Source organism: Thermanaeromonas sp. DSM 22490 (assembly GCF_056378755.1).
On record NZ_JBJHHE010000001.1, the window covers coordinates 1 to 22,084 of the forward strand.

A 22,084-nucleotide genomic window follows, 5' to 3' on the forward strand; every position below is an offset into this window, starting at 1 on the left:
ATACTATACATAAATACCCACTTACCATTGGAGACAAACAAAATCAAAAAAATTACCTAGCTCCACTTGACAGCTTCCTCTAGAGGGGCATTTTTGTAGATAATATAAAGATTGTGATACAATAAATTAGTACCTAGATAAAAGGAGCGGGACGAAGTTTGACCTATAGTGTAGAGCTTATGGCGCCTGCGGGTAATGAAGAGGCTTTAAGGGCAGCGGTGGCCAACGGTGCCGATGCTGTTTACTTGGGCGGACAACAATTTAATGCGCGGCAGTTTGCGGAAAATTTTACTTTGCAGGGGATACAAGAGGCTATCGCTTATGCCCATGAGCGCGGCGTCAAGGTTTATGTTACGGTAAATACTTTGCTCAAAAATAGCGAACTCGAAGAAGCTTTACGTTACCTTTATTCTCTAGGGGAAAGCCGCGTAGACGGGGTTATAGTCCAGGATTTGGGGCTGGCCTGGGCGGCCCGTAAGCTTCTACCCGAGCTTAAGCTCATTGGCAGCACCCAGATGACGGTAACCAACGCCGCCGGAGCAAGATTTCTGTACGAGATGGGGCTTAAACGGGTGGTGCTGGCCCGGGAATTGTCCTTAGAAGATATCGCCCTCATCCGGAAGGAATGCGATATAGAATTAGAGGTTTTTATACACGGAGCCCTTTGCTACTCTTACTCTGGTCAGTGCTTGTTAAGCAGTCTGGTGGGCGGCAGGAGTGGCAATCGCGGCCGGTGCGCCCAGCCCTGCCGGCTGCCTTATACCCTGGTGGACGAAAAAGGGCGAGAGATAGAAGGGGCAGCTGAGCACCTCCTCAGCACGCGGGACCTGTGCACCCTCGAGTTGGTTCCGCGGTTAATAGAAGCAGGGGTTAATGCTTTTAAAATTGAGGGGCGCATGCGACGGCCCGAATACGTGGCTGTTGTTACCCGGGCTTACCGGCGGGCCATTGATCGTTTCCTGGAAAATCCCCGGGACTTTGCTGTGAACCCTGAAGAAAGCCGGGATATAGCTCAAATTTTTAACCGTGATTTTACCACCGGTTATGTCTTAGGCGACCCGGGAGCCGAGCTGATGAGCTACGGCCGCCCCAGTAACCGGGGTATTTATTTGGGAAGAATCTTGGCCCAAGAGAAGAACGGTTTTTACCGCGTAAAATTGGAAACCCCTTTGAAGCGGGGCGATGGGGTGGAAGTTTGGGTCCGGCGTGGCGGCCACCCCGGCCTGGTGATCGAAGATATAAGGATTGATGGCCGGCAAGTAGAAGAAGCACCAGCAGGGTCGGTGGTTTCCCTGGCTTTACCCCCGGTAGCCCGGCCAGGAGACCGCGTGTTTAAAACCAGCGATGCTGAGCTATTGAGCAGGGCGCGCCGGAGCTATACTTCGCCCCGGGAGGAGCGGAAGATCCCGGTAACCATGGAGGTGTGGGTGGCACCGGGTGAACCTTTTAAGTTACAGGTGACCGATCCCCAGGGGAATGCAGGCGAGGCTGTTTCCGCTGTGCCGGCGGAAATAGCCAGGAAACACCCTCTCACGGAAGAAGTATTGCGGATTCAGTTGGACCGGCTGGGCAATACACCCTATGAGCTTAAAGATTTAAAGGTGAATCTAAAGGGCGAGGCCATGGTTCCTCTAAGTGTAATCAACCAGGTGCGCCGGGAAGCCATAGCCACCCTCGCTGCCAGGCGGGTGGCCAGCTGGCCTCGGCCGGTGCCGTCCTTTCAGGAATTTGACCGCGCTCTGGCGGTTCTGTTAGCCGAAAGACTAGGGCCGGAAGTTTCACCGACCGGGGTAAGGGAAAAGTGGGAAGTACCCGCTTTAGCTGTCGCCGTGGGCGATCTGGAGGGTGTAGCGGCCGCCATAGAAGCCGGAGCCAACCGGATATATTTAAGCGGAGAGGTATGGCAGGGTAAAAAGGCCCCGCACCCTTCAGAACTGGCTCAGTTACTAAAAAGTTCTGCCCGCCAGGAGATAAGCTTGATCCCGGCTTTGCCCCGCATTTGGCATGAGGTAGAAATAGCTGAAGTTCAGAGAAAGCTGGAGCAATTAATCCAGGCAGGAGCACAGCGTTTTTTGGTGGGCAATTTAGGCGGCATACAGCTTTTACGGCAGTATGGCTTGACCGGCTGGGGCGACTATACTTTAAATATTTTTAATGACCTTAGTGTGAGGGCTCTCCAGTTTTGGGGATTGGAAGGAGTGACCCTTTCGCCCGAATTGAACCTGAAAGAGATTAAGGGGGTGGCTCCTTTTCTTCCCCTGGAAGTGATTGTGCACGGAGCATTGCCGCTGATGGTTTCGGCCCACTGCGTTTTGGGGGCCCGCCTGGGGGACAAAAAACTAGGGGTACACTGTTCGGCCCCTTGCCGGAGGGGAACCTTCGGTTTAAAGGACCGCCTGGGGTTAATTTTTCCCGTCACGGCCGATACCCGTTGCCGCTTCTATCTGTATAACCCCAAGACCCTGGATGTCCTAGAACATTTGAGCCTTCTTCAGGGGTTGGGAATCAGCTTTGTACGCCTGGAATTGAGGGATAAGGAAGGTCCCTATATACGTCGGGTAACCGGCCTTTACCGCCAGGCTCTGGCGTGCTTAAGGGAGGGAGAGAAGGAGGTCTTGGCCGCGCTGGCCAAGGAATTGGCTGCCGTGACCGGGAAGGATATTACTCGCGGTCATTATTTCCGCGGAGTATCTTAGGGGGAGTGTTGGTGGAGGAGAAAACGCTGGAAAAACTGGAGCTGGACAAGATCCTTAAGCGCCTTAAAGATTGTTGCAGTTCTCCCTTGGGCCAAGAACTGGTAGAAAGCCTCCAGCCTACAACCGATATAGATGAAGTCCAAAGGCGCCAGGCGGAGACAGAAGAAGCGTGTACTCTTTTGCGCCTCTGTCCGGACTGTAGCCTTGGTACAATCAAGGATATCCGACCCCAGGTAGAAAGAGCTGCCGCCGGGGGCTCCCTTACGGGAGAAGAACTTTTGGCTGTGGCCGGCACTCTGGCTGCCGGCCGGCGGATAAAGAAGGCTATCTTACAGGTAGAGGGACCTTTCCCCCTGCTTAAATCTTGGGCTACCCGGATTGGTGAGTTTCGCCGCCTGGAAGAGGAAATTGCCAAGGCCATCGGAGTGGACGGCCAGGTAAAGGGTGAAGCTACACCGAGGCTTTTCAGCCTACGGCAGCGCATACGGGCTTTGCAAGAGGAAATAAAAGAGCGTCTGGACTCCTATTTGCGTTCGCCCGAGATGCAGAAATACCTGCAGGACCATATCTATACCGTGCGCGGCAATCGGTATGTGTTGCCCGTCAAACAGGAATACCGTCACCAGGTGCCCGGCTTGATCCATGACCAGTCGGCCAGCGGGGCTACCCTTTTTATAGAGCCCATGGCCTTGGTGGAGCTGAACAATGAACTGCGGCGGATGCTAGCCGCCGAAGAGCAGGAAGTAGCGGCGATTTTAGCTAGGTTGTCTCACCTGGTGGGCAAGGAAAAAGAGGCTTTGCTGCAAACATTGAGGGCGCTGGCACAAGTGGATTTTATCCTGGCCAAAGGCATTTTAAGCCATAAAATGCATGCCGTGCCGCCGGTAATAAACAACCGGGGCAGCTGGAAGATTTTAGGTGGGCGCCATCCCCTTCTCCGTGAGGAAGCGGTACCCATTACCTTGCGCCTAGGAGAAGATTTCGACACTCTGATTATTACCGGCCCCAATACCGGGGGAAAGACCGTTACCCTGAAGACCATCGGCCTTTTTACCTTAATGGCCCAGTGCGGCCTGCATTTACCCGCCCAGAAGGCCGAGGTGTCCGTGGGGGCTCTTGTTTTTGCGGATATCGGAGATGAACAGAGCATCGAGCAGTCTTTAAGCACTTTTTCTTCCCATATGAGCCACATTGTAGGTATTTTGCGGATGGTGCAGCCCGGCAGCCTGGTTTTACTGGATGAGCTGGGCGCCGGTACCGATCCTACAGAGGGGTCTGCCCTGGCCATGGCCATTCTAGATTATCTGGCCGGCTGCGGGGCCAAGGTGGTAGTTACCACCCATTACAGCGATTTAAAGGCTTATGCTTATGCTACGCCCCGGGTTGAAAATGCAGCAGTAGAATTTGACAGCCAAACTTTAAGGCCGACCTTTCGCCTGCTCATAGGCACTCCGGGAGAGAGCAATGCTTTTATTATCGCCCGCCGTCTGGGTTTGCCGGAAGAAGTAGTTGAGCGGGCGAAGGCTTACCTGTCGGAAGAGCAGAAACAGGTAAGCCAAATGATCCGGAGTCTGGTGGAAGAGCGTAAGGCCAGCGAGAAGGCCTTGCTGGAAGCAGAAACTCTGCGCCAGGAAGCCTACAGGTTGCGGGAGGAACTGGAAAAAGAACGGCAGGAAGTGCGTAAGCGGGCAGCGGAGATCATGGAAAAGGCACGGGCAGAAGCCGAGAGTATAGTGCGCCGGGCCCGGCTGGAAGCCAGCGAATTAATGAAAAAGCTGGAGCGAGCCCTGGCCGAGGAAGACCGGGAAGAGAAGCTTAAAGTTTTGCGTTTTGCCCGGCAAAAATTGAATCTTTTGAGTAAAGAGGTGGAGGACAAGGCCCTGGAATACCAACCGTCGCCACCAGGCTCACCGCCTGCCGCCCTGGCCCCGGGTGACGTGGTCCTTGTTCTCCCCTTAAAACAGAAAGGGGAAGTTCTTAGCTTTCCTAATGCTCAGGGAGAAGTAACAGTGCAGGTGGGAACCTTGAAAGTTAATCTTAAACTTAGCGAATTGCGGCTGATAAAGGACGATGGGGAGAAAAGAAAGGCTGGGGCTCAAGGCGGGTGGACAGTGCTACCGACAGGACCGGGGCTCATAAAACCGGAAATCGATCTTAGGGGCCTCACAGTAGATGAAGCCTGCCACCAGACCGATAAGTACCTCGATGATGCCTACCTGGCCGGGTTAAAAGTGGTCAGCCTTATCCATGGTAAAGGTACCGGCGCCTTGCGCGCAGCTCTGCATAACTACCTCAGCTCCCATCCGTTGGTAAAAAACTTCCGCTATGGAGGCGCAGGGGAGGGGGGAAGTGGGGTAACAATTGTGGAATTGAAATAAGGTAGGCCTGCGGGCTCCGCATATTAACCGCAGGCCTTTTTTAAGATCGATCCGGTTATTTTTGTTTAATTTTCTCTTTTAGTGTTACCAGTAGGGATATTAACTGTCACTTCATTGGAAGGGGTACTGAGCTGAGTGTGGGGATCAATGGCTAGAACCCGGTATATATAGATTTTTCCAGGTTTAACCCCAGCATCTATATAAGAAGTTTCAGGGGTGATGGTTAAGCTTTTGCGGGTACTATTTTCCCGGCGCTCGACAGAATAAAGGTAATTCTTTTCACCACCCGTGTCCCAAGTAAGCTTTACCTGGACCCGGCCATTGCCCAGTCCCATATCTACCTGAACCTGTAATTCTGGCGCCGGAGGTGGTGCGGGTGCGCCGGGTTGCCCTGAAGTGGACTTCCCAATCTGGTGGTCGGGCAGGTCGCAGCGCTCTGTGGGAGCGGCACCAGGTGGAAATTCCTTGGTTTGCACGTACTGAGGAGGGCATCCCCCTTGTTGACCCGGGCCAGGGATATTGGCCAGAACAGGCTTACCTTTATGGCGGGGATCGGTACAAATTTTGACTACGTTAGCTTGGCCCGAACCGTGGAGAGTACAAACTTCTTTGGGAGCTTCCAGGTAGGCGTCTTCGGGCTGGACCGATCCTGTATAAGGAACCGGGCGTTTAAGAAAGACGCCCTGAGTTACGCTGGGACAATTAGGAGAGGCCAGTTGCCCCGTAGTGGTGCACACCTGGAGCTGCACCCACACATCCGACACCTTTTTCGGAACCATATCAGCGGTAAATATCTCCTTAATAATAAATTCTTTGGGTGTCAGCTCGCTGGGCAAAAGGCCGGATTTAGCATCCACATCAGCATATACAATCCCCGGCGGGCGCGGGAAATCCTTTACCGGTACCCCTTTTAAAGCTTCTTGCATTACTTGCCTCCAGATCAGAGCAGGATAACTACCTCCGGCTACACCTCGCAGGTAATGCTTGGGATCGGTCTGGTCGTAACCCATCCAGACAGCGGCCACCAGTTCCGGCGTATAGCCTACAAACCAAGCATCCGTTGAGCCATCCAGGCCCTTGAAGGCGGGCAGATCGGGCAGAGAAGTGGTACCCGTTTTACCTGCTGCCGGCCGGCCGATCTGGGCCCGCTGGCCGGTACCAGATTTGATTACAGTCTGGAGCATATCGGTCATGAGATAAGCAATCTGCTCGCTCATAACAACTCTCTGCTTGGGCGTATTAACCACCAAATCGCGGCCTGCGCTGTCGGTGATCCGGGTAACAGTATGAGGGGTGACATAGACGCCCTGGTTGGCAAAAACTCCATAAGCTGCAGCCATCTGCAAAGGGGTTACCCCGGAGGTTATGCCGCCCAGAGCCAGGGCCAGGTGTCGGTCACTGTCTTTGAGAGGCAGGCCTAAATTTTTGCCATACTGAAAACCGGTATCCACGCCGATAGTGTGAAGCATTTTAACGGCGGCTACGTTAACTGACCAGCGTATGGCCTCTCGCATGCTAATAAGCCCGCGATAACGGCCGTCGTAATTGACAGGGGTAAAAGGTTTAGGTGAACTGGGAAAAGTGGTGGGTACATCATCAATTACCGTCGCCGGCGGAAATCCCTTCTCCAGGGCCGGAGCATAGACTACTAGGGGCTTGATGGTAGATCCGGGCTGGCGTTCGGCCTGGGTGGCCCGGTTTAGACCCCGGCGGGCGGTATACTGCCGGCCTCCTATCAAACCCCTTATCTCTCCGGTATGGGGGTCCAGAACTACCATGGCGCTCTCCACTTGGCGGTCTGAGGCACTCTTAGGAAAGTTAGCCGGGTTGCTGTATACTTCTTCCATTTTGGCCTGAATTTTAGGATCCAGGGTGGTGTAGACGCGGAGACCCCCGCGGAAAAGCTCACCAGAATCGATTCCGTTTTCCTCTAATAACTGACTGGCTTCTTCTATTACAGCATCCACAAAATAGGGATACTTGGGAGTAGTCTTGAGAGGCTGGTTGTTAAAGACAAGTTTTTCCTGCAAGGCTTTATCAGCCTGAGCCTGATCAATAAAACCGTACTTTACCATATTGGCCAGGACTACAGCTTGGCGCTCTTTGGCTGCCTGCTCGTTGCCCTTGATCAGAGGCGAATAGCGGGCCGGGCTCTGAATAAGCCCTGCTAAAAGAGCGCTCTCGGCTAAAGTTAAGTCCTTTACATCCTTACCGAAATACACCTCAGCTGCTGCTTTCACTCCATAGGCGCCTGGACCGAAGTAGACAATATTCAAGTATTGTTCCAAGATCTCCTCCTTGGTATAAATGCGTTCGAGCTGCAAGGCTAGAATGGCTTCCTGGATCTTGCGCCTGAAGGTGCGCTGGGGGTTTTCGATGAAAGCGTTTTTAGCCAATTGCTGGGTAATGGTGCTCCCGCCTTCTTTAATTTGCCTGTACATTAAGTTAGTAAAAGCTGCTCGAGCAATGCTCCGCAAATCAATGCCATGATGTTGATAAAAGCGGGCATCTTCGATGGCTATGACAGCTTTTTGTAAGTAATCGGGAATTTCTTCCAGAGAAGCAGGAAGTCGGTTTTCTCCTCCGTGCAGAGTAGCAAAAACATTGTTATCTTTATCGTACAGGGAAGTGGTCAAGGCCATTTTTAAGTTTCCCGGGTCCCAGCGGGGCAAGCTTTTAATAATGCCGATGGCAAAGCCTGCTCCTGCCCCAACCAGCACCAGGGCCAAAAGACTAAAAAGCAACAATAAAAGACGGAATACATTTAACTTGCGTCGAACCTTCTTTTTTTCTGCTGTCATCCCCCTGGGGCTGACCTCCTTTCGCGCTCTTTCCATTATAGCATAGTTGGAGACTAGCTTGAAACCCCATACAGCCTTATGCTAAACTTTAGAAACAGGTATATAAAGGGAAGGATGATTGTCTTTGGAACAAGAGGTTGCCAGGCAGTTGACTGTAATTCGCCGCGGAACGGCCGAAATTGTTCCGGAGGAAGATCTTATTAAAAAAATACGCCGTTCTTTGCTTACCGGCCGGCCCTTACGGATCAAATTGGGTCTGGATCCTACAGCGCCAGATATTCATCTGGGTCATACGGTAGTTCTCCATAAATTGCGCCAGTTTCAGGAGTTGGGTCACCAGGTAATTATTATTATTGGCGATTTCACGGGCCGCATCGGCGATCCGTCTGGTAAATCCGAAACCCGCAGGCAGCTCAGCGAAGAGGAAGTGCTGGCTAATGCCGAAACCTATAAAGAGCAGATTTTTAAAATACTGGATCCTGCCAGGACTGAGGTCACTTTTAACAGTACCTGGTTACAAAAATTAACCTTTGCTGAAGTAATTGAGCTGGCCTCCAAGATTACGGTGGCCCGCATGTTGGAGAGGGAAGACTTTGCCAGACGTTACCAGGAAGAGCGCCCCATTAGTCTCCACGAATTTTTTTATCCTCTAATGCAGGGCTATGATTCCATTGCGTTGCAGGCTGATGTAGAATTGGGAGGGACCGACCAAAAGTTTAACCTCCTTATGGGGCGGCACTTGCAAAGGGAATACGGCCAGGAACCCCAGGTGGCCCTCATGATGCCCATCCTACCGGGCCTGGACGGTGTGCAAAAGATGAGCAAAAGCCTGGGTAACTACATCGGCATCAATGAGCCTCCCCAAGAAATGTACGGTAAGGTAATGTCTCTGCCTGACGAGCTAATGCTTACCTACTTTGAGCTGGTGACCCCCCTTTCCCTGGAGGAGCTGGCGGCTGTACGCCACGGCTTGGCCGAGGGCAGCTTGCACCCGCGCGATGCCAAGATGTACCTGGCGCGGGAAATTGTAAAACTTTATCATGGCGAGGCCGCTGCTTATCAGGCGGAAGCTGAATTTCGCAAAGTTTTCCAGGAAAGGGAAATCCCTACGGAGATTCCGGAAGTAACGGTGAAGGAATCCAGGATGTGGCTGCCTAAGCTTCTGGTATATGCGGGGCTGGCGCCAAGTACCAGCGAGGCCCGTAGGTTAATTATGCAGGGGGCAGTCAAACTTAACGGCACCAGAATAGAGGACCCCGAAGCTGAGGTCGAAATAATCCCCGACGCTGTGCTCCAGGTAGGTAAGCGCAAATTTGCCCGCCTCCGCCACCAAGGTTGACAGCACCTTTGGCTAAAAGCCGCGTATACTTTCTATATGGAGGTGAAAGTATGCGGCGGCGATGGCGCCGGCCAGGGCAGCGACGGGAAAAAGTATTGGTTTTGTTGGTCCTTTCCTGCTTGTTCCTTTTTCTCTTGTTCGAGTGGCGGCTAAAGCCTGCTATAGAAAGGCTGGCAGTAGCCCAGGCGCAGTGGGTGGCCACTGAAGCTATTCATAAAGCGGTCCTGGAGCAGGTGGTCGGGGACATAAAATATCATGACCTGATCCAGCCGGCCAGCGACAATAGCCGCCAAGTGGTCTTTATGCAGGCCGATGTATTGCGCATCAGCAGGATACAGGCGGAGGCGCAACTGGCTATCCAGAAGAGGCTGGCCGAGTTAAAAGGCCGAACTTATTCCTTGCCCCTGGGGCAAGTACTAGGTTTGCGGCTTCTGGCTGCCTATGGCCCGCCCATCCCCTTAAGTTTAATTCCTTTAGGTACGGTAGCTGTTACCCTGGGAGATACCTTTGAGGCTGCTGGCATTAACCAGACCCGTCACCGCATCTATTTGCAAGTAGAGGGCAACGTTCAGGTCGTAGCTCCTATGCTGGAGGAAAAGGTAAAGGTAGCGTCCCAGATACCTTTAGCCGAGGCCATTATTGTGGGGCCAGTGCCCCAGATGTATCTTTCCCTGGGCTCGGAGCCCAGCAAAGGTATATTGCGGTCTCCTAGCTTTTAATTTCTTGCCTTGGATAAGCAGGATTTTTTCTTTGAAAGGCGAATAATATTTTTTAGGAAGCGGTCATCGGAGGCCGCGCTGGATGTCTGGCCACGAGGAGGTCACCAGCCGGAAAGGCGCCGGCAGTGGATTCCTGTGGCCTTTTTGTATAAGGCAATATTCTAGGAGAGATGTTTTTTGCGTATTGCGGTTATCGATGGGCAGGGAGGCGGTATAGGAAAACATATTTGCACCAAGATCCGGAAAGAGTTGCCACCGGAAGTAGAAATTCTGGCCTTAGGTACCAACGCCATGGCCACGGCGGCCATGCTTAAGGCCGGTGCCAATGAAGGGGCGACGGGAGAAAACGCCATCGTACGGAATGCCCCGCTGGTGGATGTAATTGTAGGCTCGCTGGCCATTGTCCTGGCGGAAGGAATGCTGGGGGAAGTTACGCCCCGCATGGCGGCCAGTATAGCGGCCAGCCCAGCCTTAAAGTTGCTTCTTCCCCTCAACCGCTCCAGGGTAGAAGTAATAGGGGTGGTCGATGAACCTTTGCCTCACTTGATAGATGCCCTGGTAGCAAGGCTAAAGGAGTGGGCCAGCGGGAGGGACAAGACGGGGGGTCAGGTGGGCGAGTAACGAGGAGGAATAGATATGTGCGAGGCTAATGCTTATCTTTTAAAAGGAGACAGGGAAGAGCTGGTGTTAGAAAGCGTGGACCGGGTAATTCCTCAGGAAGAGGGTATTTTACTGGAGGATATTTTTGGCAAAAGAAAGATGTTACGAGCTCGGATTAAAGAAATGGCCCTGGTAGATCATAAAATACTCCTGGAAGAAATTGAATAAGGGTATTAATAAATTGCTGCCATGGAGGTTAGCAATAAGCCACGGAGGCTAGACAAAAGCTTCGGTGGTTTATTTTTTTAATTAAGTTAATTAAAGAGGGTGGTGACTATGCATATTCCTGACGGGTTTCTGGATGCTAAAACCTGGCTGGGTGCGGCGGCTTTGAGCAGCGCTGCCGTAAGTTACAGCCTTAAAAAAACGCGGGAATCCCTCCAAGACCGGCAAGTGCCTGCTCTGGGGGTAATGGCTGCCTTTATTTTTGCTGCTCAAATGGTTAATTTCCCGGTGGGTGGAGGGACGTCCGGGCATCTTTTGGGCGCAGCCCTGGCTGCAGCTCTGTTGGGGCCCTGGAGTGCCAGCCTTATTTTGACTACAGTACTGATTATTCAAGCCCTTTTCTTTGCTGATGGCGGCATTACAGCCCTGGGAGCTAATGTGTTAAATATGGCGGTGATAGCGCCTTTGGTGGCTCATTTAATTTACCGATTCCTGGGTATCAGGCGGCCACTAGCTATCTTCCTGGGAAGCTGGTGTTCTATTGTAGCTGCTGCTATCGCTGCGGCCCTGGAACTGGCCCTGGCGGGCACTATTTCTGTTTCGGTGGTGCTGCCGGCTATGGCGGGGTGGCACGCATTAATTGGTATTGGGGAAGGTTTTATCACTTGCGCAGTAGTAGCCTTTGTAAACCGTAGCGGCTTGTTAGAGCCCGCGTTCAAATACTACGGGGTGGAGGCTGAGAGGCAATGACGGCCACAAGGAAAGGCAACATCTTTATTATTTTGCTTATGGCTTTGGTGGTGGCGGCTTTTCTCTCACCTGTAGCTTCTTCCAGCCCCGATGGGTTAGAACGCGTAGCAGAAGATCAGGGTTTTCTGCACCTGGCGGAAGGTAAAGGAATAATCGCCGGCTTAATGCCGGACTACATTTTTCCGGGAATCCAGAACGAGGCTTTGGCCACTGCCCTGGCGGGGATTGCCGGCACCCTTTTAACTTTTGGGGTCATGTTTGTGTTGAGCAAGGTGTTTATTAAACTTGGCCACAATAGAAGGGACCGCCTATGTGCGAGATGAATCTTCACCAAGTAGAAGGCGGGTTTTCGCTCCGTAAGGACAAGGGCCCTTCCCCCCTCCACAGACTGGAGGCCAGGACCAAATTAATAGCTATAGTTGGATTTATAGGTCTGGTTACCGGTCTTACTTCTTTTTCCCTACTGGCTGTGGGTACAATTTTTCTGTTAATATTAATAACTTTTTCCGGCTTATCGTGGAGGTGGCTGGCTGGACGTTTGGTATGGGTGGTACCGTTGGTGGCCAGCTTAATCCTGCTGCTACCTATAGTAACGCCCGGTGAGCCGTGGCAGCAGGTAACTTTGGGGCCCTGGGCAGTTACCTTGACCAGGCAAGGAGGTCACCGGGTGCTGCTACTAACCTTGCGCCTGATTAACGCTATGCTGGCAGCTGCTTTGCTTGTCGGTACCACTCCTTTTAGTGAACTTATGCTGGCTTTAAAAAGTTTGCGCCTCCCGCCGGTGCTGGTACAACTAATAGAATTTGCCGTGCGCTACTTATTGGTCATCGGCGATGAACTGAGGCGTATGTATCTGGCCTGTAAGGCCCGCTGTTTTAAAGCCGGCCACAGCCTGGCGGCAACATATACTTTTTATGTTTTGGGCCAACTGATAGGTGTGCTTTTCCTGCGTTCCTGGCAGCGGAGCGAGCGCATTTATCAGGCCATGCTGGCCAGGGGATTTACCGGTAGTTACTCTGTGGCCGCCACTCCTACCACCCGGCCGGCCGGGAGCGATTTCGCGTGGGGCTTCAGCATCTTGGGTACGGCTTTGGGCTTGCGGTTGCTAGAGCTGGGGGGATGGCCATGGAGCATATTATCCAGGTAGAAGATTTGCACTTTAGATATAAAGATGGTACACTGGCCCTGCGGGGCCTTTCTTTATCTATCGAGCGTGGCAGGAAAGTAGCGCTGCTGGGCCCTAATGGAGCGGGTAAGTCTACTCTACTGTTGCATTTTAACGGTATCCACCTGCCACAGCGCGGCAGGGTGTGGGTGGCAGGCCGGGAAGTCACTCCGGCAACAGAGCGCTGGGTGCGCTCGCGGGTAGGTTTGGTATTTCAAGACCCGGATGATCAGGTCTTTTCCAGTACCGTGCAAGAGGATGTGGCCTTTGGCCCGCGAAATCTAGGCCTAACACCTGCCGAGGTACAAGAGCGGGTGCGGTCTGCCCTGGGCGCAGTCGGTATGCTAGCCTATCGGGAGAAACCCCCTTATCACCTGAGTTACGGCCAGAAAAAGCGAGTGGCCATCGCCGGGGTTTTGGCCATGGAACCCGAAATTATTGTAATGGATGAACCTATGGCTTATCTGGATCCTGCTGGACAGATTGGTGTCAAGGCTATCCTGGACAGATTGCACCAGCAGGGCAAGACCCTCATCGTAGCTACCCACGATGTGGATTTTGCGGCTTCGTGGGCTGAGGTAGTAATTATTTTAATGGAAGGTCGCCTGCTGGCCCAAGGCGGGCCTGAGCTCCTGCTAGATGAAAGCGTGGTAGCTGCTGCCGACTTGCGTCTACCTCTAGTAGCCCAAATTTTCCAGGGCTTTATTCCGGAACAAAACAGATTACCTCGCGACGTCCCCGGCGCCAGGCAACTGTTAGACTCCCTCATTGACAGTAAGTTTTCAGGGAGTTAAAATTACCATATAAAGATAGAATTAGTAGGAATTAGACTGCGCAGAAGGAAGAGAATAGGAGGGTTACCATGCGGGTAGTAGAAAACATAACTGAGCTGATCGGGCAGACGCCGGTAGTGAAGTTGAACCGCCTGGCGGGTGAAGGGGCCGAAGTATGGGTTAAGCTGGAGTTTTTTAACCCCGGTTCTAGCGTAAAAGACCGGATTGCTCTAAGTATGATTGTGCAGGCGGAAAAAGAGGGGCGTTTAAAGCCGGGGGATACCATCGTGGAGCCCACCAGCGGCAATACGGGTATAGGGCTGGCCATGGTTGCTGCCTCGCGGGGTTACCGGCTGATTTTGATCATGCCGGAAACCATGAGCATCGAGAGACGTAAGCTCCTGGCTGCCTTTGGAGCGGAGTTTATCCTTACCCCTGGAACCGAAGGTATGCGGGGGGCGGTGGAAAAAGCGCGCGAGCTGGTAAGGGAAAATCCTCACTATTTTATGCCTCAGCAGTTTGAAAACCCGGCTAACCCTGCCATCCACCGGGAAACTACTGCCCGGGAAATTCTGGAACAGATGGGAGGCCACCTGGATGCCTTTGTGGCCGGTGTGGGTACGGGCGGAACTATCACCGGTGTCGGCGAGGTTTTGAAAAGAGAGTTGCCCCATGTACAAATAATTGCCGTGGAACCGGCTGCTTCACCGGTATTATCCGGCGGGCAACCGGGACCCCATAAGATCCAGGGAATTGGCGCTGGCTTTGTTCCTAAGGTATTCAAACGAGAGGTGGTCGATGAAATCCTTACCGTAGGTAATGAAGAGGCCATGGAGACAGCCCGCCGCCTGGCACGGGAAGAAGGGATTCTGGTCGGCATTTCTTCGGGAGCAGCTGTTTATGCGGCTTTGCAAGTAGCCCGGCGGTTGGGAAAGGGTAAACGGGTGTTGACCATCGCTCCTGATACGGGTGAGAGATATTTGAGCACGGAGCTTTTTAAGTTTAATAATGCCTAATCCCTATTTTTGTGCTCCTTGCACTGCCGCCTGAGAATATGCTAGAATGGCAAAAAGAAAAAGAGAGGGGGGAAGATGAGGTGGCTGGACATTCCAAGTGGGCCAATATTAAGCACCGCAAGGCTAAAATGGACGAAAAACGAGGTAAGCTGTTTACCAAGATCGGGCGCGAATTAATCATTGCCGCCAGGTTAGGCGGAGGCGATCCCGAGGCTAATCCGCGCCTTAAGGCAGCTATTCAGAAGGCCAAGGCAGCGAATATGCCCAATGAAAATATCCAGCGGGCTATCATGCGCGGTACCGGAGAGATTGAGGGTGCTGCTTATGAAGAAGTAACATATGAAGGTTACGGCCCGGGCGGTGTAGCCCTGCTTCTCAACATTGCCACCGATAACCGTAACCGTACGGCAGCCGAGATACGCTATATCTTTTCCCGCAACGGTGGTAACCTAGGGGAGAGCGGCTGTGTGTCCTGGATGTTCCAGCCTAAAGGAGTCATAAATATTGCGGTGCCGCCCGGGGACAAGCGGGAAGAAATTAGTCTGCAGGCCATTGAAGCCGGTGCTGAAGATGTAGATGATAGTGATCCGGAAATCCTGGAAGTATATACTGCTCCGGAAGATCTAGAAGTTGTTCGTCAGGCCCTGGCCCAGGCCGGCGCTGAAATTGCAAGTGCCGAGGTGCAGATGGTACCCAATAATACCGTTACTATCAATGATCCTGAGACCGCCGCTAAAGTACTAAAGCTGGTAGATCTTCTGGAGGATCATGATGATGTTCAGGCTGTTTTTAGCAACTTTGATATTCCCGAGGAGATTATGGAACAGTTAGGGCAATCAGCTTAGTATAAAATACTGTCACGCCGGTAATGCTAGATTATGGTAAACTAAAGGAGGTTTACTTATGAAATCTAGCTACCGGCGTTTCTTATTGGCGATTTTAGCCCTGGCCATTGTAAGCACTCCTTTCATTTTCTGGCCTAAAGGGGAGGGACTGAAGGGTAAGTTTTCCCCTGTGACTTCTTGGGAGATACCGGGTTGGGCCCTACCGCAGTTCCTGCGTCCCAAGCCGCGGATAGAAAAGGTTTATCGCGACTGCGCGCACCGGGAAGAGATACCTTTACCCCCTGGTGTGGAATGGCGGTGGGCAGGCAAAAAGGAACTGGAAGTTATTTTTCCTTCTAAAGACGGTTGGGTTATACGGCAAGAAAAATCAGGCCGTCTCGTTATATCCCAGGAGATAGAAGGCCTCTGCCCGGCCGATGCCTCCAAGCGTCATCTGGCCGAGTTCGAAGGCCGGGTGGCTGTTTACCAGGGCCCCGCGGGAAGTTCCGGCAGGCTGGAACGTGTGCTGGAATTAAAGTTTACTGAATTACCTCCCCAGTGGCAGGAGCGAATACGCCAGGGCCAGGCCGAGTTCCAGTCTGAGGAGGAATTATTGCAAGCCCTGGACAATCTGGATGAATATTATTCAGCAGATGCGCGGTAGCTGGAGGCCGCTTAAAAGATAGAGTTCGCGCGTAGCGCCTAAGGAAGTCCGCAAGATTGCGCGGCCTGTTCCCTCCCTTATCTCTCCGATGACGGCTGCTTGTCGGCCTAAGGGGTGGCTCTGGAGGAAGGCCAGGACTTCACCGGCAGCAGTTCGATCAACCACAGCGCAGAACTTGCCTTCGTTGGCCAGGTAGAGGTAATCCAGGCCGAGGATTTCGGCACCCCCGCGCACGCTATCACTCACAGGAATGGCTTCCTCCTCCAGGACTACGTCCATTTTAGCGCTGAGAGCCAGTTCCTTGGCGGCAGTGGCCAGCCCGCCCCGGGTGGGATCGCGGAGCCATTTAATTTCTTTAGGGAAAGCTTCCAGTAAAGGTAGAATTAAAGTATGCAGAGCGGCACAATCACTCTGCAGACCAGTCAAGCCAAAATTTTCCCTGGCGGAGAGAACAGCTAGGCCATGCTCTCCTACCGAGCCGCTCACCATAAAAACATCTCCCGGCCGGATGCGGTGGACCCCCAGGTCAAGGTTATCCGCTATCACCCCCAAACCCGTAGTATTGATGTAGATCTGGTCGCCATGCCCCCGCTCCACTACCTTGGTGTCTCCGGCTACAATACCTACACCTGCTTCCCTAGCTGCTCTGGCCACGGCAGCCAGGACCTCTTCCAGGGTTGGCAGGGGTAAACCCTCCTCTAAAATCAGGGCCAAGGTCAAATAAAGAGGCCTGGCGCCGCTTACAGCCAGGTCATTGACAGTACCGTTGACGGCTAAAGATCCGATATTTCCCCCGGGGAAAAAGAGGGGCTTGACCACAAAGGAATCGGTCGTTAGAGCCAGACGCCCGGGAATAACGGGGAGAAGGGCGGCATCGTTTAAAGGTTGCAAGGCTTCGTGGTCAAAGTATTTCAAAAACAATCGGGTAATCAGGTCATGCGTTAATTCACCTCCATCGCCGTGGGCTAAAGTGATAACACCTTTTAAACTATTGTATTTTTCCATACCTGTCTTATCCTCCATCCTTATTCCTCGAATAACGGTAATAGGCGGCGCAGGAGCCTTCGGAAGAAACCATACAGGGACCCACCGGCTCTAGAGGAGTACACTGGCGAGCAAAGAGGGGACACTCCGGGGGCAGGAAACGCCCTTTAAGGATGCTATCACAGCGACAGCCGGGCGGTGGCGGGACGGGCTTTAATTCCAGGGGCCAGCGCCGGGTGGCGTCGAATTCGAGATAAGGGGCCTTTAATTGGAGGCCACTTTCTGGAATAAGGCCCAGCCCGCGCCAATTGGCCGTTCGCGGCACGAACACTTCTTTTAAAATTTCTTGGGCTTTGTAATTACCAGTTTCTGTAACCACCCGGGGATAAGCATTGATAACCTGCCCTTCCCCTTTTTTAATCTGGACCAGCAGTTCCAGCAGGGCGCCAAGGATGTCTATGGCTTCGAAGCCGGCAATGGCTGCCGGTAAATTATATTTTTCTGCCAGAAAAGCGTAAGCGCGGCGTCCCAGGATGGCGCTAACATGACCGGGCAGGAGAAGCCCGTCCAGCTTTAACTCGGGATCACCAGCTAGGGCGGCCAGGGCAGGCGGTACCAATTTATGAGCGTTAAAGATGGTAAAATTTCTCAGTCCGAGGGCGAAAGCTTCCTTAACAGTTAATCCTACTGCCGGAGCTGTAGTTTCAAAGCCTATGGCTAAGAAAACCACTTCTTTTTCCGGGTTTGAACGAGCTAGGTCCAGGGCTTCCCTGGGGCTGTAACACACCTGGACCTGGCAGCCTTCTGTTCTGGCCTTTTCCAGCGAACCCCTGCTGCCAGGTACCCGTAACATGTCGCCGAAGGTGGCTATGACAACTCCCGGTTGGCGGGCCAGGAACAGCATGTAATCAATGTCTTCCGGGGCAGTTACACAGATAGGGCAGCCCGGCCCGCTCCTTAGATCTAAATAATTGGCTAAAAGGCTGCGCAGGCCTGTACGGCCCAGGGCTACCGTATGGGTACCGCAGACTTCCATCACTACCGGACGGCGGCCCAATTTATCAGCTATCTCTTGGGATAGGGACTTAACCTTAGACAAGAGTCGGGCTGCCAGCTCCTTTTGACGATACATGCTCCATATATCCAATTTTTAGTCAACTCCTGTGCGTTCGCCGCTTGCCATGTTCTGCCATAGAGTTAGTCGAGCCTCAGCTTCCTTTTCATCAATTATACTGATGGCATGGCCGGCATGTACCAGGACATAAGTACCAGGCCGGCAATCCTCGACCAGGGCCAGGCTCACCTGAGCCCTTATTCCCCAGCTTTCCACTGTGGCTTGTAGTCCATCAGGTTCAATAGTGATGATCCGGGCCGGTATCCCTAAACACATTCCTCAAATCCCCTTTCTCCAAGTGGCTCGGGCTACAGCAGCTTGGCCCAGGGCCAGGCCGCCGTCATTGGGAGGCACGAGACGGTGAATATAGACAATAAATCCTCTGCTTTTAAGACCCTGATTTACTGCTTCCAGTAGTAGTCTATTATGCCATACGCCGCCGCTTAGAGCTACCAGGCGCAAGCCGGTAATTTCCGAGGCTCTTTCCACGGCCTGGAGGATCATTTCTCCCAAAGTACGATGGAAACGGGCGGCTATAACAGCGCTGGGTGTACCGCGCTTTAGTTCTTCCCATATTGATTTTATCATAGGGGCTGGATCCATTTCTTCATCAGTCAAAATAAAGGGATAGGGTTGAAGTCTCTCCAGCTCACCGCAAGCCAGCGCGGCTTCCTCCAGTTCACAAGCCGCCTGGCCGTCATAAGTATTTTCCAGGCAAATACCGCAGAGGGCAGCCACGGCATCGCAAAGGCGGCCCATACTGGAAGTGGGTGTAAGGTTAAATTTGCGGCGCAACATCTGCAGGACAACCTCTAAACGTAGCCCCTGCTGGCCGAATAGCTCACGGGCAGCGGCTTCTCCTTCTTCCGGCCCCAGGCAATGATAAAGATAGCTTACGGCCATATACCAGGGATGGCGGACGCCCTGATCGCCGGCCGGCAGGGGTAGGTAACGCAGGTGGAGGATCCTCTGAAAATCATCGTACGAACCTTTTATTATCTCGCCCCCCCAGACGGCTCCATCCAACCCATAACCGGTGCCATCGCAGATTACCCCCAAAACCGGCCCGGTAGCACCGTTTTCGGCCAGGCAGCTGGCCAGGTGGGCGTGGTGGTGCTGGACGTGGACGAGTTGGGAACTTAATCCTTGGGCCAACCGGGTGGAATAATACCCGGGGTGCAGATCGCAAGCCACTATTTGGGGATTGGCCCCGGTCAAAAGTTGTAAACGCTCCAGGGCTTCACGCCAGGCCTCCCGTGTTTCTAGCGCAGCCAGGTCTCCAATATGCTGGCTTAAGAAAGCCTCTTCCCCTTTAAGCAGACAGAAAGTATTTTTCAGGTCACCCCCCACTCCCAGGACATCCGGGCCCGTAGGCAAGCTCACTGGAATGGCCTGGGGTACATAACCGCGGGAGCGCCGGTAAAAATGGGTATACCCGAGCCGCAAGGCTATCACGGAATCGTCACAGCGGTTTACTATTTCCCTGTTATGGCAGATAAAATAATCAGCTATTCCGGCAAGCTCCTGTAAGGCTTTTTCGTTTTCTTTAACCAGGGGTAGATCGCTGGGATTGGCGCTGGTCATTACCAGAAGGGGCGGTCCGGCTTTTAGGAGCAGAAGGTGCAGGGGAGTATAGGGCAACATTACACCCAGGGTACTTAAACCCGGTGCCACCAGAGGGGAAAGATCAGTTCCCGGGCGCAGGCCGAGGAGGACGATAGGAGCTGCCGGGGAAGAGAGAAGTGCGGCTTCGGCTTCGCTAATATAACAATATTTCTTTACAATTTCCAGGTCCCTGGCCATAACGGCGAAGGGTTTTCCCTGACGGCCCTTGCGCTGGCGTAAAGAACCTACGGCAGAATTATTGGTAGCGTCGCAGGCTAAATGGAACCCTCCCAGGCCTTTAATGGCCAGGATACAGCCTTGCCTGAGGAACTCCCCTGCCCGTTCTGCCCAGTCGCCGGGCACCCTTTGCCCTTTATGGTCTAAAAGTATCACCCGCGGCCCACAGGCCGGGCAGGCCACTGGTTGGGCATGGAAACGCCGGTTGCCGGGATCGGCATATTCAGCGGCACAATCCGGGCAAAGGGCAAAAGGAGCCATAGCCGTGCGGCTGCGGTCGTAGGGAAGGCTATAGATTATGGTGAAACGGGGGCCGCAGGAAGTACAGTTGGTAAAGGGGTAACGGTAATGCCGGTCGGCCGGGTCCAGCACCTCCCTCTGACACTCACCGCATAAAGCTACGTCCGGGGAAGCTATTACCTGCTGATCTGTTCCGACTACGCTAGCCTCAATGGTAAAGGTTTGAAAGCCGCAAGGAGTTAATTCTTCTTGTTGCCAGCCGGCAATTTTGGCCAGGCGGGGAGGCCGGGTTAAAATTTCCCGGATAAAACCCTGCACCTGGCCTTCTTCCCCTTCGGCCTCAATACAGACTCCCGCGCTGGCATTATATACTACACCCCGGATGCCCCAACTTTGGGCCAGGCGATATACAAAAGGTCGAAAGCCTACACCCTGGACTATTCCTCGCAAGATTAAGCGGTAGCGCCGCACAGGGCGGACGCTTTCTTTTTGGAAGTCACCAGCTGTTTCAGCCATGAACACCAGTCCTCAAAGCCTTCTTGGGTGCGAGCTGAGACGGGCAGGACGGTCAGGTTAGGATTAAGTTTTTTAATATCTTGCCGGAAAGCTTCCATATCAAAGTCGGTATAGGGCAAAAGATCGATTTTGTTTAAAAGAAGAGCCCGGGCCTCCTTAAAAATAAGGGGATATTTTAAAGGTTTATCGCTTCCTTCGGAGACGCTTAAAATACAAACTTTAAGGTCTTCGCCCAGATCAAACTCCGCCGGGCAGACCAGGTTGCCCACGTTTTCGATGAAGAGCAGGTCCAGTTCCTGTAAAGGGAGTTCGGGTAAAGCGGCAGCAATCAAGGCCGCATCCAGGTGGCAGGCGCCGGCTGTATTTATCTGTACCACCGGTACTTTCCACTTAGCTAGGCGAGCAGCATCGCGGCTGGTGGCTATATCGCCTTCAATAACCCCGATTTTTATATCTTTAGCTAAACAAGCAACGGTAACTTCTAGTATGCTGGTTTTGCCTGCACCGGGGCTGCTTATTAGATTGATGGCGGTTATACCGTTAGCAGCCAATCGGGCCCTATTTTCTGCAGCTTGTTCACGGGTGGCCTGGCGCAGATCTTGGGCCAGGATAACTTTAAACTCCGCCATTTATATTTCACCTCCGTAGGAAACCACTTCCATTTCCCGGCCTGATAGAAGCTGGGCGTCAGGGGATTGGCACCGGGGGCAGAGCAAAAACCATTCCTCAGGGCGGAACTCTATGCCGCAATTTGAACACAAAGCTCGAGCAGGCGCGGTCTCGATATCTAGCCTTGCTCCTTCCAGTAGGGTGCCCTGAGTGGCGCAGTCAAAGGCCAGCCGGAAGGCTTCGGGTAAGACGGCTGTCCATTCGCCTATTAAGAGTTTTACCTCCGTAACCTTTCTAATGCCTCTCCTGGCCGCGTCCTGGGCTACCAGGTTCACAGCTGCTTCCGCCAGGGCCAATTCATGCATGGGGTTCACCTTCTAGAAGCTGGTATACGGTGTCCACGGCTAAGGGTAGGGCGGCAGCTACCAGCGGGCTTAAGGCCCTTTGACCGAGTTTTATCTCCCCGATTTGTATGGCCACAAAGGTGAGCCGGGGCGGGAAAGTAGCCGGTTCTACTAAACGACCCAAAGCTAAGGCTTCAGCAATGCCCACACTATGAAGGGAGAGACTGCGAAAGGGAAGCTTAGCCAGATCCTTTTCTTGACAGCATATTATGGTGCCCGGCTCCTGACCGGCATCTACAGCATCGACGATTATAGCCTGTTGGGCTCCTCTTAGAAGCCCCAGGATAGTCAGGCCGGGGAGACCGGCCGGAATGGCCTTAACTTCCGGCGGGAGTCCCCGGCGCAACAATTCTTCAATTACCTTTAAACCTATTCCGTCATCGCCGGCTAAGGGGTTACCGCAGCCAATAACTACTTTGGCCATG

General features: G+C 53.1%; 21 protein-coding genes. 13 read left to right on the forward strand and 8 right to left on the reverse strand.

All coding sequences use genetic code 11. The features are described from left to right. Window positions 1-158: 158 nt before the first annotated feature. Both AC1BI1_RS00005 and AC1BI1_RS00010 read left to right on the forward strand, forming a co-directional pair. Entirely contained in the window at window positions 159-2,696 is a 2,538-nt protein-coding gene (locus AC1BI1_RS00005) for a U32 family peptidase (protein WP_476715208.1), read from the forward strand. 11 nt (window positions 2,697-2,707) lie between these two features. Next, the gene (locus tag AC1BI1_RS00010) at window positions 2,708-5,074 is read left to right on the forward strand and encodes an endonuclease MutS2 (RefSeq protein ID WP_476715209.1); all 2,367 of its coding nucleotides are present in this window, start codon (window positions 2,708-2,710) and stop codon (window positions 5,072-5,074) included. Between the two features lie 65 nt (window positions 5,075-5,139). Here AC1BI1_RS00010 and AC1BI1_RS00015 read toward each other — a convergent pair whose 3' ends face one another. After that, window positions 5,140-7,875 carry a transglycosylase domain-containing protein gene (locus tag AC1BI1_RS00015; RefSeq protein WP_476715210.1) on the reverse strand — a complete coding sequence of 912 codons (2,736 nt, stop codon included), beginning with the start codon at window positions 7,873-7,875 and terminating at the stop codon, window positions 5,140-5,142. A 124-nt stretch (window positions 7,876-7,999) separates the two neighbouring features. Here AC1BI1_RS00015 and tyrS point away from each other — a divergent pair, with 124 nt between their 5' ends. The 11 genes from tyrS to AC1BI1_RS00070 all read left to right on the forward strand — a co-directional run bounded on the left by tyrS (window position 8,000) and on the right by AC1BI1_RS00070 (window position 15,950). Then, complete coding sequence (gene tyrS / locus AC1BI1_RS00020) at window positions 8,000-9,214, forward strand: tyrosine--tRNA ligase (RefSeq protein WP_476715211.1); 1,215 nt, start codon at window positions 8,000-8,002, stop codon at window positions 9,212-9,214. Window positions 9,215-9,264: 50 nt separating this feature from the next. Beyond that, window positions 9,265-9,933, forward strand: a complete 669-nt coding sequence (gene yunB / locus AC1BI1_RS00025) for a sporulation protein YunB (RefSeq protein ID WP_476715212.1) — start codon at window positions 9,265-9,267, stop codon at window positions 9,931-9,933. Between the two features lie 177 nt (window positions 9,934-10,110). Beyond that, entirely contained in the window at window positions 10,111-10,554 is a 444-nt protein-coding gene (locus AC1BI1_RS00030) for a DUF3842 family protein (RefSeq protein WP_476715213.1), read from the forward strand. A 15-nt stretch (window positions 10,555-10,569) separates the two neighbouring features. After that, on the forward strand, window positions 10,570-10,761 hold the full coding sequence (locus AC1BI1_RS00035) for a CooT family nickel-binding protein (RefSeq protein WP_476715214.1): 192 nt from the start codon (window positions 10,570-10,572) through the stop codon (window positions 10,759-10,761). 108 nt (window positions 10,762-10,869) lie between these two features. After that, window positions 10,870-11,508, forward strand: a complete 639-nt coding sequence (locus AC1BI1_RS00040) for an energy-coupling factor ABC transporter permease (RefSeq protein ID WP_476715215.1) — start codon at window positions 10,870-10,872, stop codon at window positions 11,506-11,508. Beyond that, window positions 11,505-11,831, forward strand: a complete 327-nt coding sequence (locus AC1BI1_RS00045; protein ID WP_476715216.1) for a PDGLE domain-containing protein — start codon at window positions 11,505-11,507, stop codon at window positions 11,829-11,831. The genes AC1BI1_RS00040 and AC1BI1_RS00045 overlap by 4 nt, the downstream gene beginning before the upstream one ends. Beyond that, window positions 11,819-12,655 (forward strand): cobalt ECF transporter T component CbiQ, encoded by an 837-nt coding sequence (cbiQ, locus tag AC1BI1_RS00050; RefSeq protein WP_476715217.1) that lies wholly within the window; start codon window positions 11,819-11,821, stop codon window positions 12,653-12,655. The genes AC1BI1_RS00045 and cbiQ overlap by 13 nt, the downstream gene beginning before the upstream one ends. Beyond that, window positions 12,634-13,467 carry an ATP-binding cassette domain-containing protein gene (locus tag AC1BI1_RS00055; RefSeq protein ID WP_476715218.1) on the forward strand — a complete coding sequence of 278 codons (834 nt, stop codon included), beginning with the start codon at window positions 12,634-12,636 and terminating at the stop codon, window positions 13,465-13,467. The genes cbiQ and AC1BI1_RS00055 overlap by 22 nt, the downstream gene beginning before the upstream one ends. A 68-nt stretch (window positions 13,468-13,535) precedes the next feature. Beyond that, complete coding sequence (gene cysK / locus AC1BI1_RS00060) at window positions 13,536-14,462, forward strand: cysteine synthase A (RefSeq protein WP_476715219.1); 927 nt, start codon at window positions 13,536-13,538, stop codon at window positions 14,460-14,462. Window positions 14,463-14,542: 80 nt separating this feature from the next. Then, the gene (locus tag AC1BI1_RS00065) at window positions 14,543-15,307 is read left to right on the forward strand and encodes a YebC/PmpR family DNA-binding transcriptional regulator (protein ID WP_476715220.1); all 765 of its coding nucleotides are present in this window, start codon (window positions 14,543-14,545) and stop codon (window positions 15,305-15,307) included. A gap of 58 nt (window positions 15,308-15,365) precedes the next feature. After that, the gene (locus AC1BI1_RS00070; RefSeq protein WP_476715221.1) at window positions 15,366-15,950 is read left to right on the forward strand and encodes a hypothetical protein; all 585 of its coding nucleotides are present in this window, start codon (window positions 15,366-15,368) and stop codon (window positions 15,948-15,950) included. Here AC1BI1_RS00070 and hypE read toward each other — a convergent pair. Genes hypE through AC1BI1_RS00105 form a run of 7 tightly spaced genes read right to left on the reverse strand, consistent with a single transcriptional unit; the run spans window position 15,933 to window position 22,083 of the window. Then, a complete protein-coding gene (gene hypE, locus AC1BI1_RS00075; RefSeq protein ID WP_476715222.1) occupies window positions 15,933-16,955 on the reverse strand; it encodes a hydrogenase expression/formation protein HypE in 1,023 nt (340 codons plus the stop codon). The two genes, AC1BI1_RS00070 and hypE, sit on opposite strands and share 18 nt — an antisense overlap. Window positions 16,956-16,962: 7 nt before the next feature. Beyond that, complete coding sequence (gene hypD, locus AC1BI1_RS00080; RefSeq protein ID WP_476715223.1) at window positions 16,963-18,081, reverse strand: hydrogenase formation protein HypD; 1,119 nt, start codon at window positions 18,079-18,081, stop codon at window positions 16,963-16,965. A gap of 3 nt (window positions 18,082-18,084) precedes the next feature. Continuing rightward, window positions 18,085-18,324 (reverse strand): HypC/HybG/HupF family hydrogenase formation chaperone, encoded by a 240-nt coding sequence (locus tag AC1BI1_RS00085; protein WP_476715224.1) that lies wholly within the window; start codon window positions 18,322-18,324, stop codon window positions 18,085-18,087. A 3-nt stretch (window positions 18,325-18,327) separates the two neighbouring features. Further along, window positions 18,328-20,646 carry a carbamoyltransferase HypF gene (hypF, locus tag AC1BI1_RS00090; RefSeq protein WP_476715225.1) on the reverse strand — a complete coding sequence of 773 codons (2,319 nt, stop codon included), beginning with the start codon at window positions 20,644-20,646 and terminating at the stop codon, window positions 18,328-18,330. After that, window positions 20,583-21,275 (reverse strand): hydrogenase nickel incorporation protein HypB, encoded by a 693-nt coding sequence (gene hypB / locus AC1BI1_RS00095; protein WP_476715226.1) that lies wholly within the window; start codon window positions 21,273-21,275, stop codon window positions 20,583-20,585. The genes hypF and hypB overlap by 64 nt, the downstream gene beginning before the upstream one ends. Continuing rightward, window positions 21,276-21,620 (reverse strand): hydrogenase maturation nickel metallochaperone HypA, encoded by a 345-nt coding sequence (gene hypA / locus AC1BI1_RS00100; RefSeq protein WP_476715227.1) that lies wholly within the window; start codon window positions 21,618-21,620, stop codon window positions 21,276-21,278. It abuts the gene before it with no gap. After that, window positions 21,613-22,083 carry a hydrogenase maturation protease gene (locus AC1BI1_RS00105; RefSeq protein ID WP_476715228.1) on the reverse strand — a complete coding sequence of 157 codons (471 nt, stop codon included), beginning with the start codon at window positions 22,081-22,083 and terminating at the stop codon, window positions 21,613-21,615. The genes hypA and AC1BI1_RS00105 overlap by 8 nt, the downstream gene beginning before the upstream one ends. Between the last annotated feature and the right edge of the window lies 1 nt (window position 22,084).

Bases quoted from the DNA above. Each gene is read 5' to 3' on its own strand.
- AC1BI1_RS00015 (WP_476715210.1), bottom strand. From the start codon at position 7,875: ATGACAGCAGAAAAAAAGAAGGTTCGACGCAAGTTAAATGTATTCCGT.
- yunB (WP_476715212.1), top strand. From the start codon at position 9,265: ATGCGGCGGCGATGGCGCCGGCCAGGGCAGCGACGGGAAAAAGTATTG.
- AC1BI1_RS00035 (WP_476715214.1), top strand. From the start codon at position 10,570: ATGTGCGAGGCTAATGCTTATCTTTTAAAAGGAGACAGGGAAGAGCTG.
- AC1BI1_RS00040 (WP_476715215.1), top strand. From the start codon at position 10,870: ATGCATATTCCTGACGGGTTTCTGGATGCTAAAACCTGGCTGGGTGCG.
- AC1BI1_RS00045 (WP_476715216.1), top strand. From the start codon at position 11,505: ATGACGGCCACAAGGAAAGGCAACATCTTTATTATTTTGCTTATGGCT.
- cbiQ (WP_476715217.1), top strand. From the start codon at position 11,819: ATGTGCGAGATGAATCTTCACCAAGTAGAAGGCGGGTTTTCGCTCCGT.
- AC1BI1_RS00055 (WP_476715218.1), top strand. From the start codon at position 12,634: ATGGAGCATATTATCCAGGTAGAAGATTTGCACTTTAGATATAAAGAT.
- cysK (WP_476715219.1), top strand. From the start codon at position 13,536: ATGCGGGTAGTAGAAAACATAACTGAGCTGATCGGGCAGACGCCGGTA.
- AC1BI1_RS00070 (WP_476715221.1), top strand. From the start codon at position 15,366: ATGAAATCTAGCTACCGGCGTTTCTTATTGGCGATTTTAGCCCTGGCC.
- hypE (WP_476715222.1), bottom strand. From the start codon at position 16,955: ATGGAAAAATACAATAGTTTAAAAGGTGTTATCACTTTAGCCCACGGC.
- AC1BI1_RS00085 (WP_476715224.1), bottom strand. From the start codon at position 18,324: ATGTGTTTAGGGATACCGGCCCGGATCATCACTATTGAACCTGATGGA.
- hypF (WP_476715225.1), bottom strand. From the start codon at position 20,646: ATGGCTGAAACAGCTGGTGACTTCCAAAAAGAAAGCGTCCGCCCTGTG.
- hypB (WP_476715226.1), bottom strand. From the start codon at position 21,275: ATGGCGGAGTTTAAAGTTATCCTGGCCCAAGATCTGCGCCAGGCCACC.
- hypA (WP_476715227.1), bottom strand. From the start codon at position 21,620: ATGCATGAATTGGCCCTGGCGGAAGCAGCTGTGAACCTGGTAGCCCAG.
- AC1BI1_RS00105 (WP_476715228.1), bottom strand. From the start codon at position 22,083: ATGGCCAAAGTAGTTATTGGCTGCGGTAACCCCTTAGCCGGCGATGAC.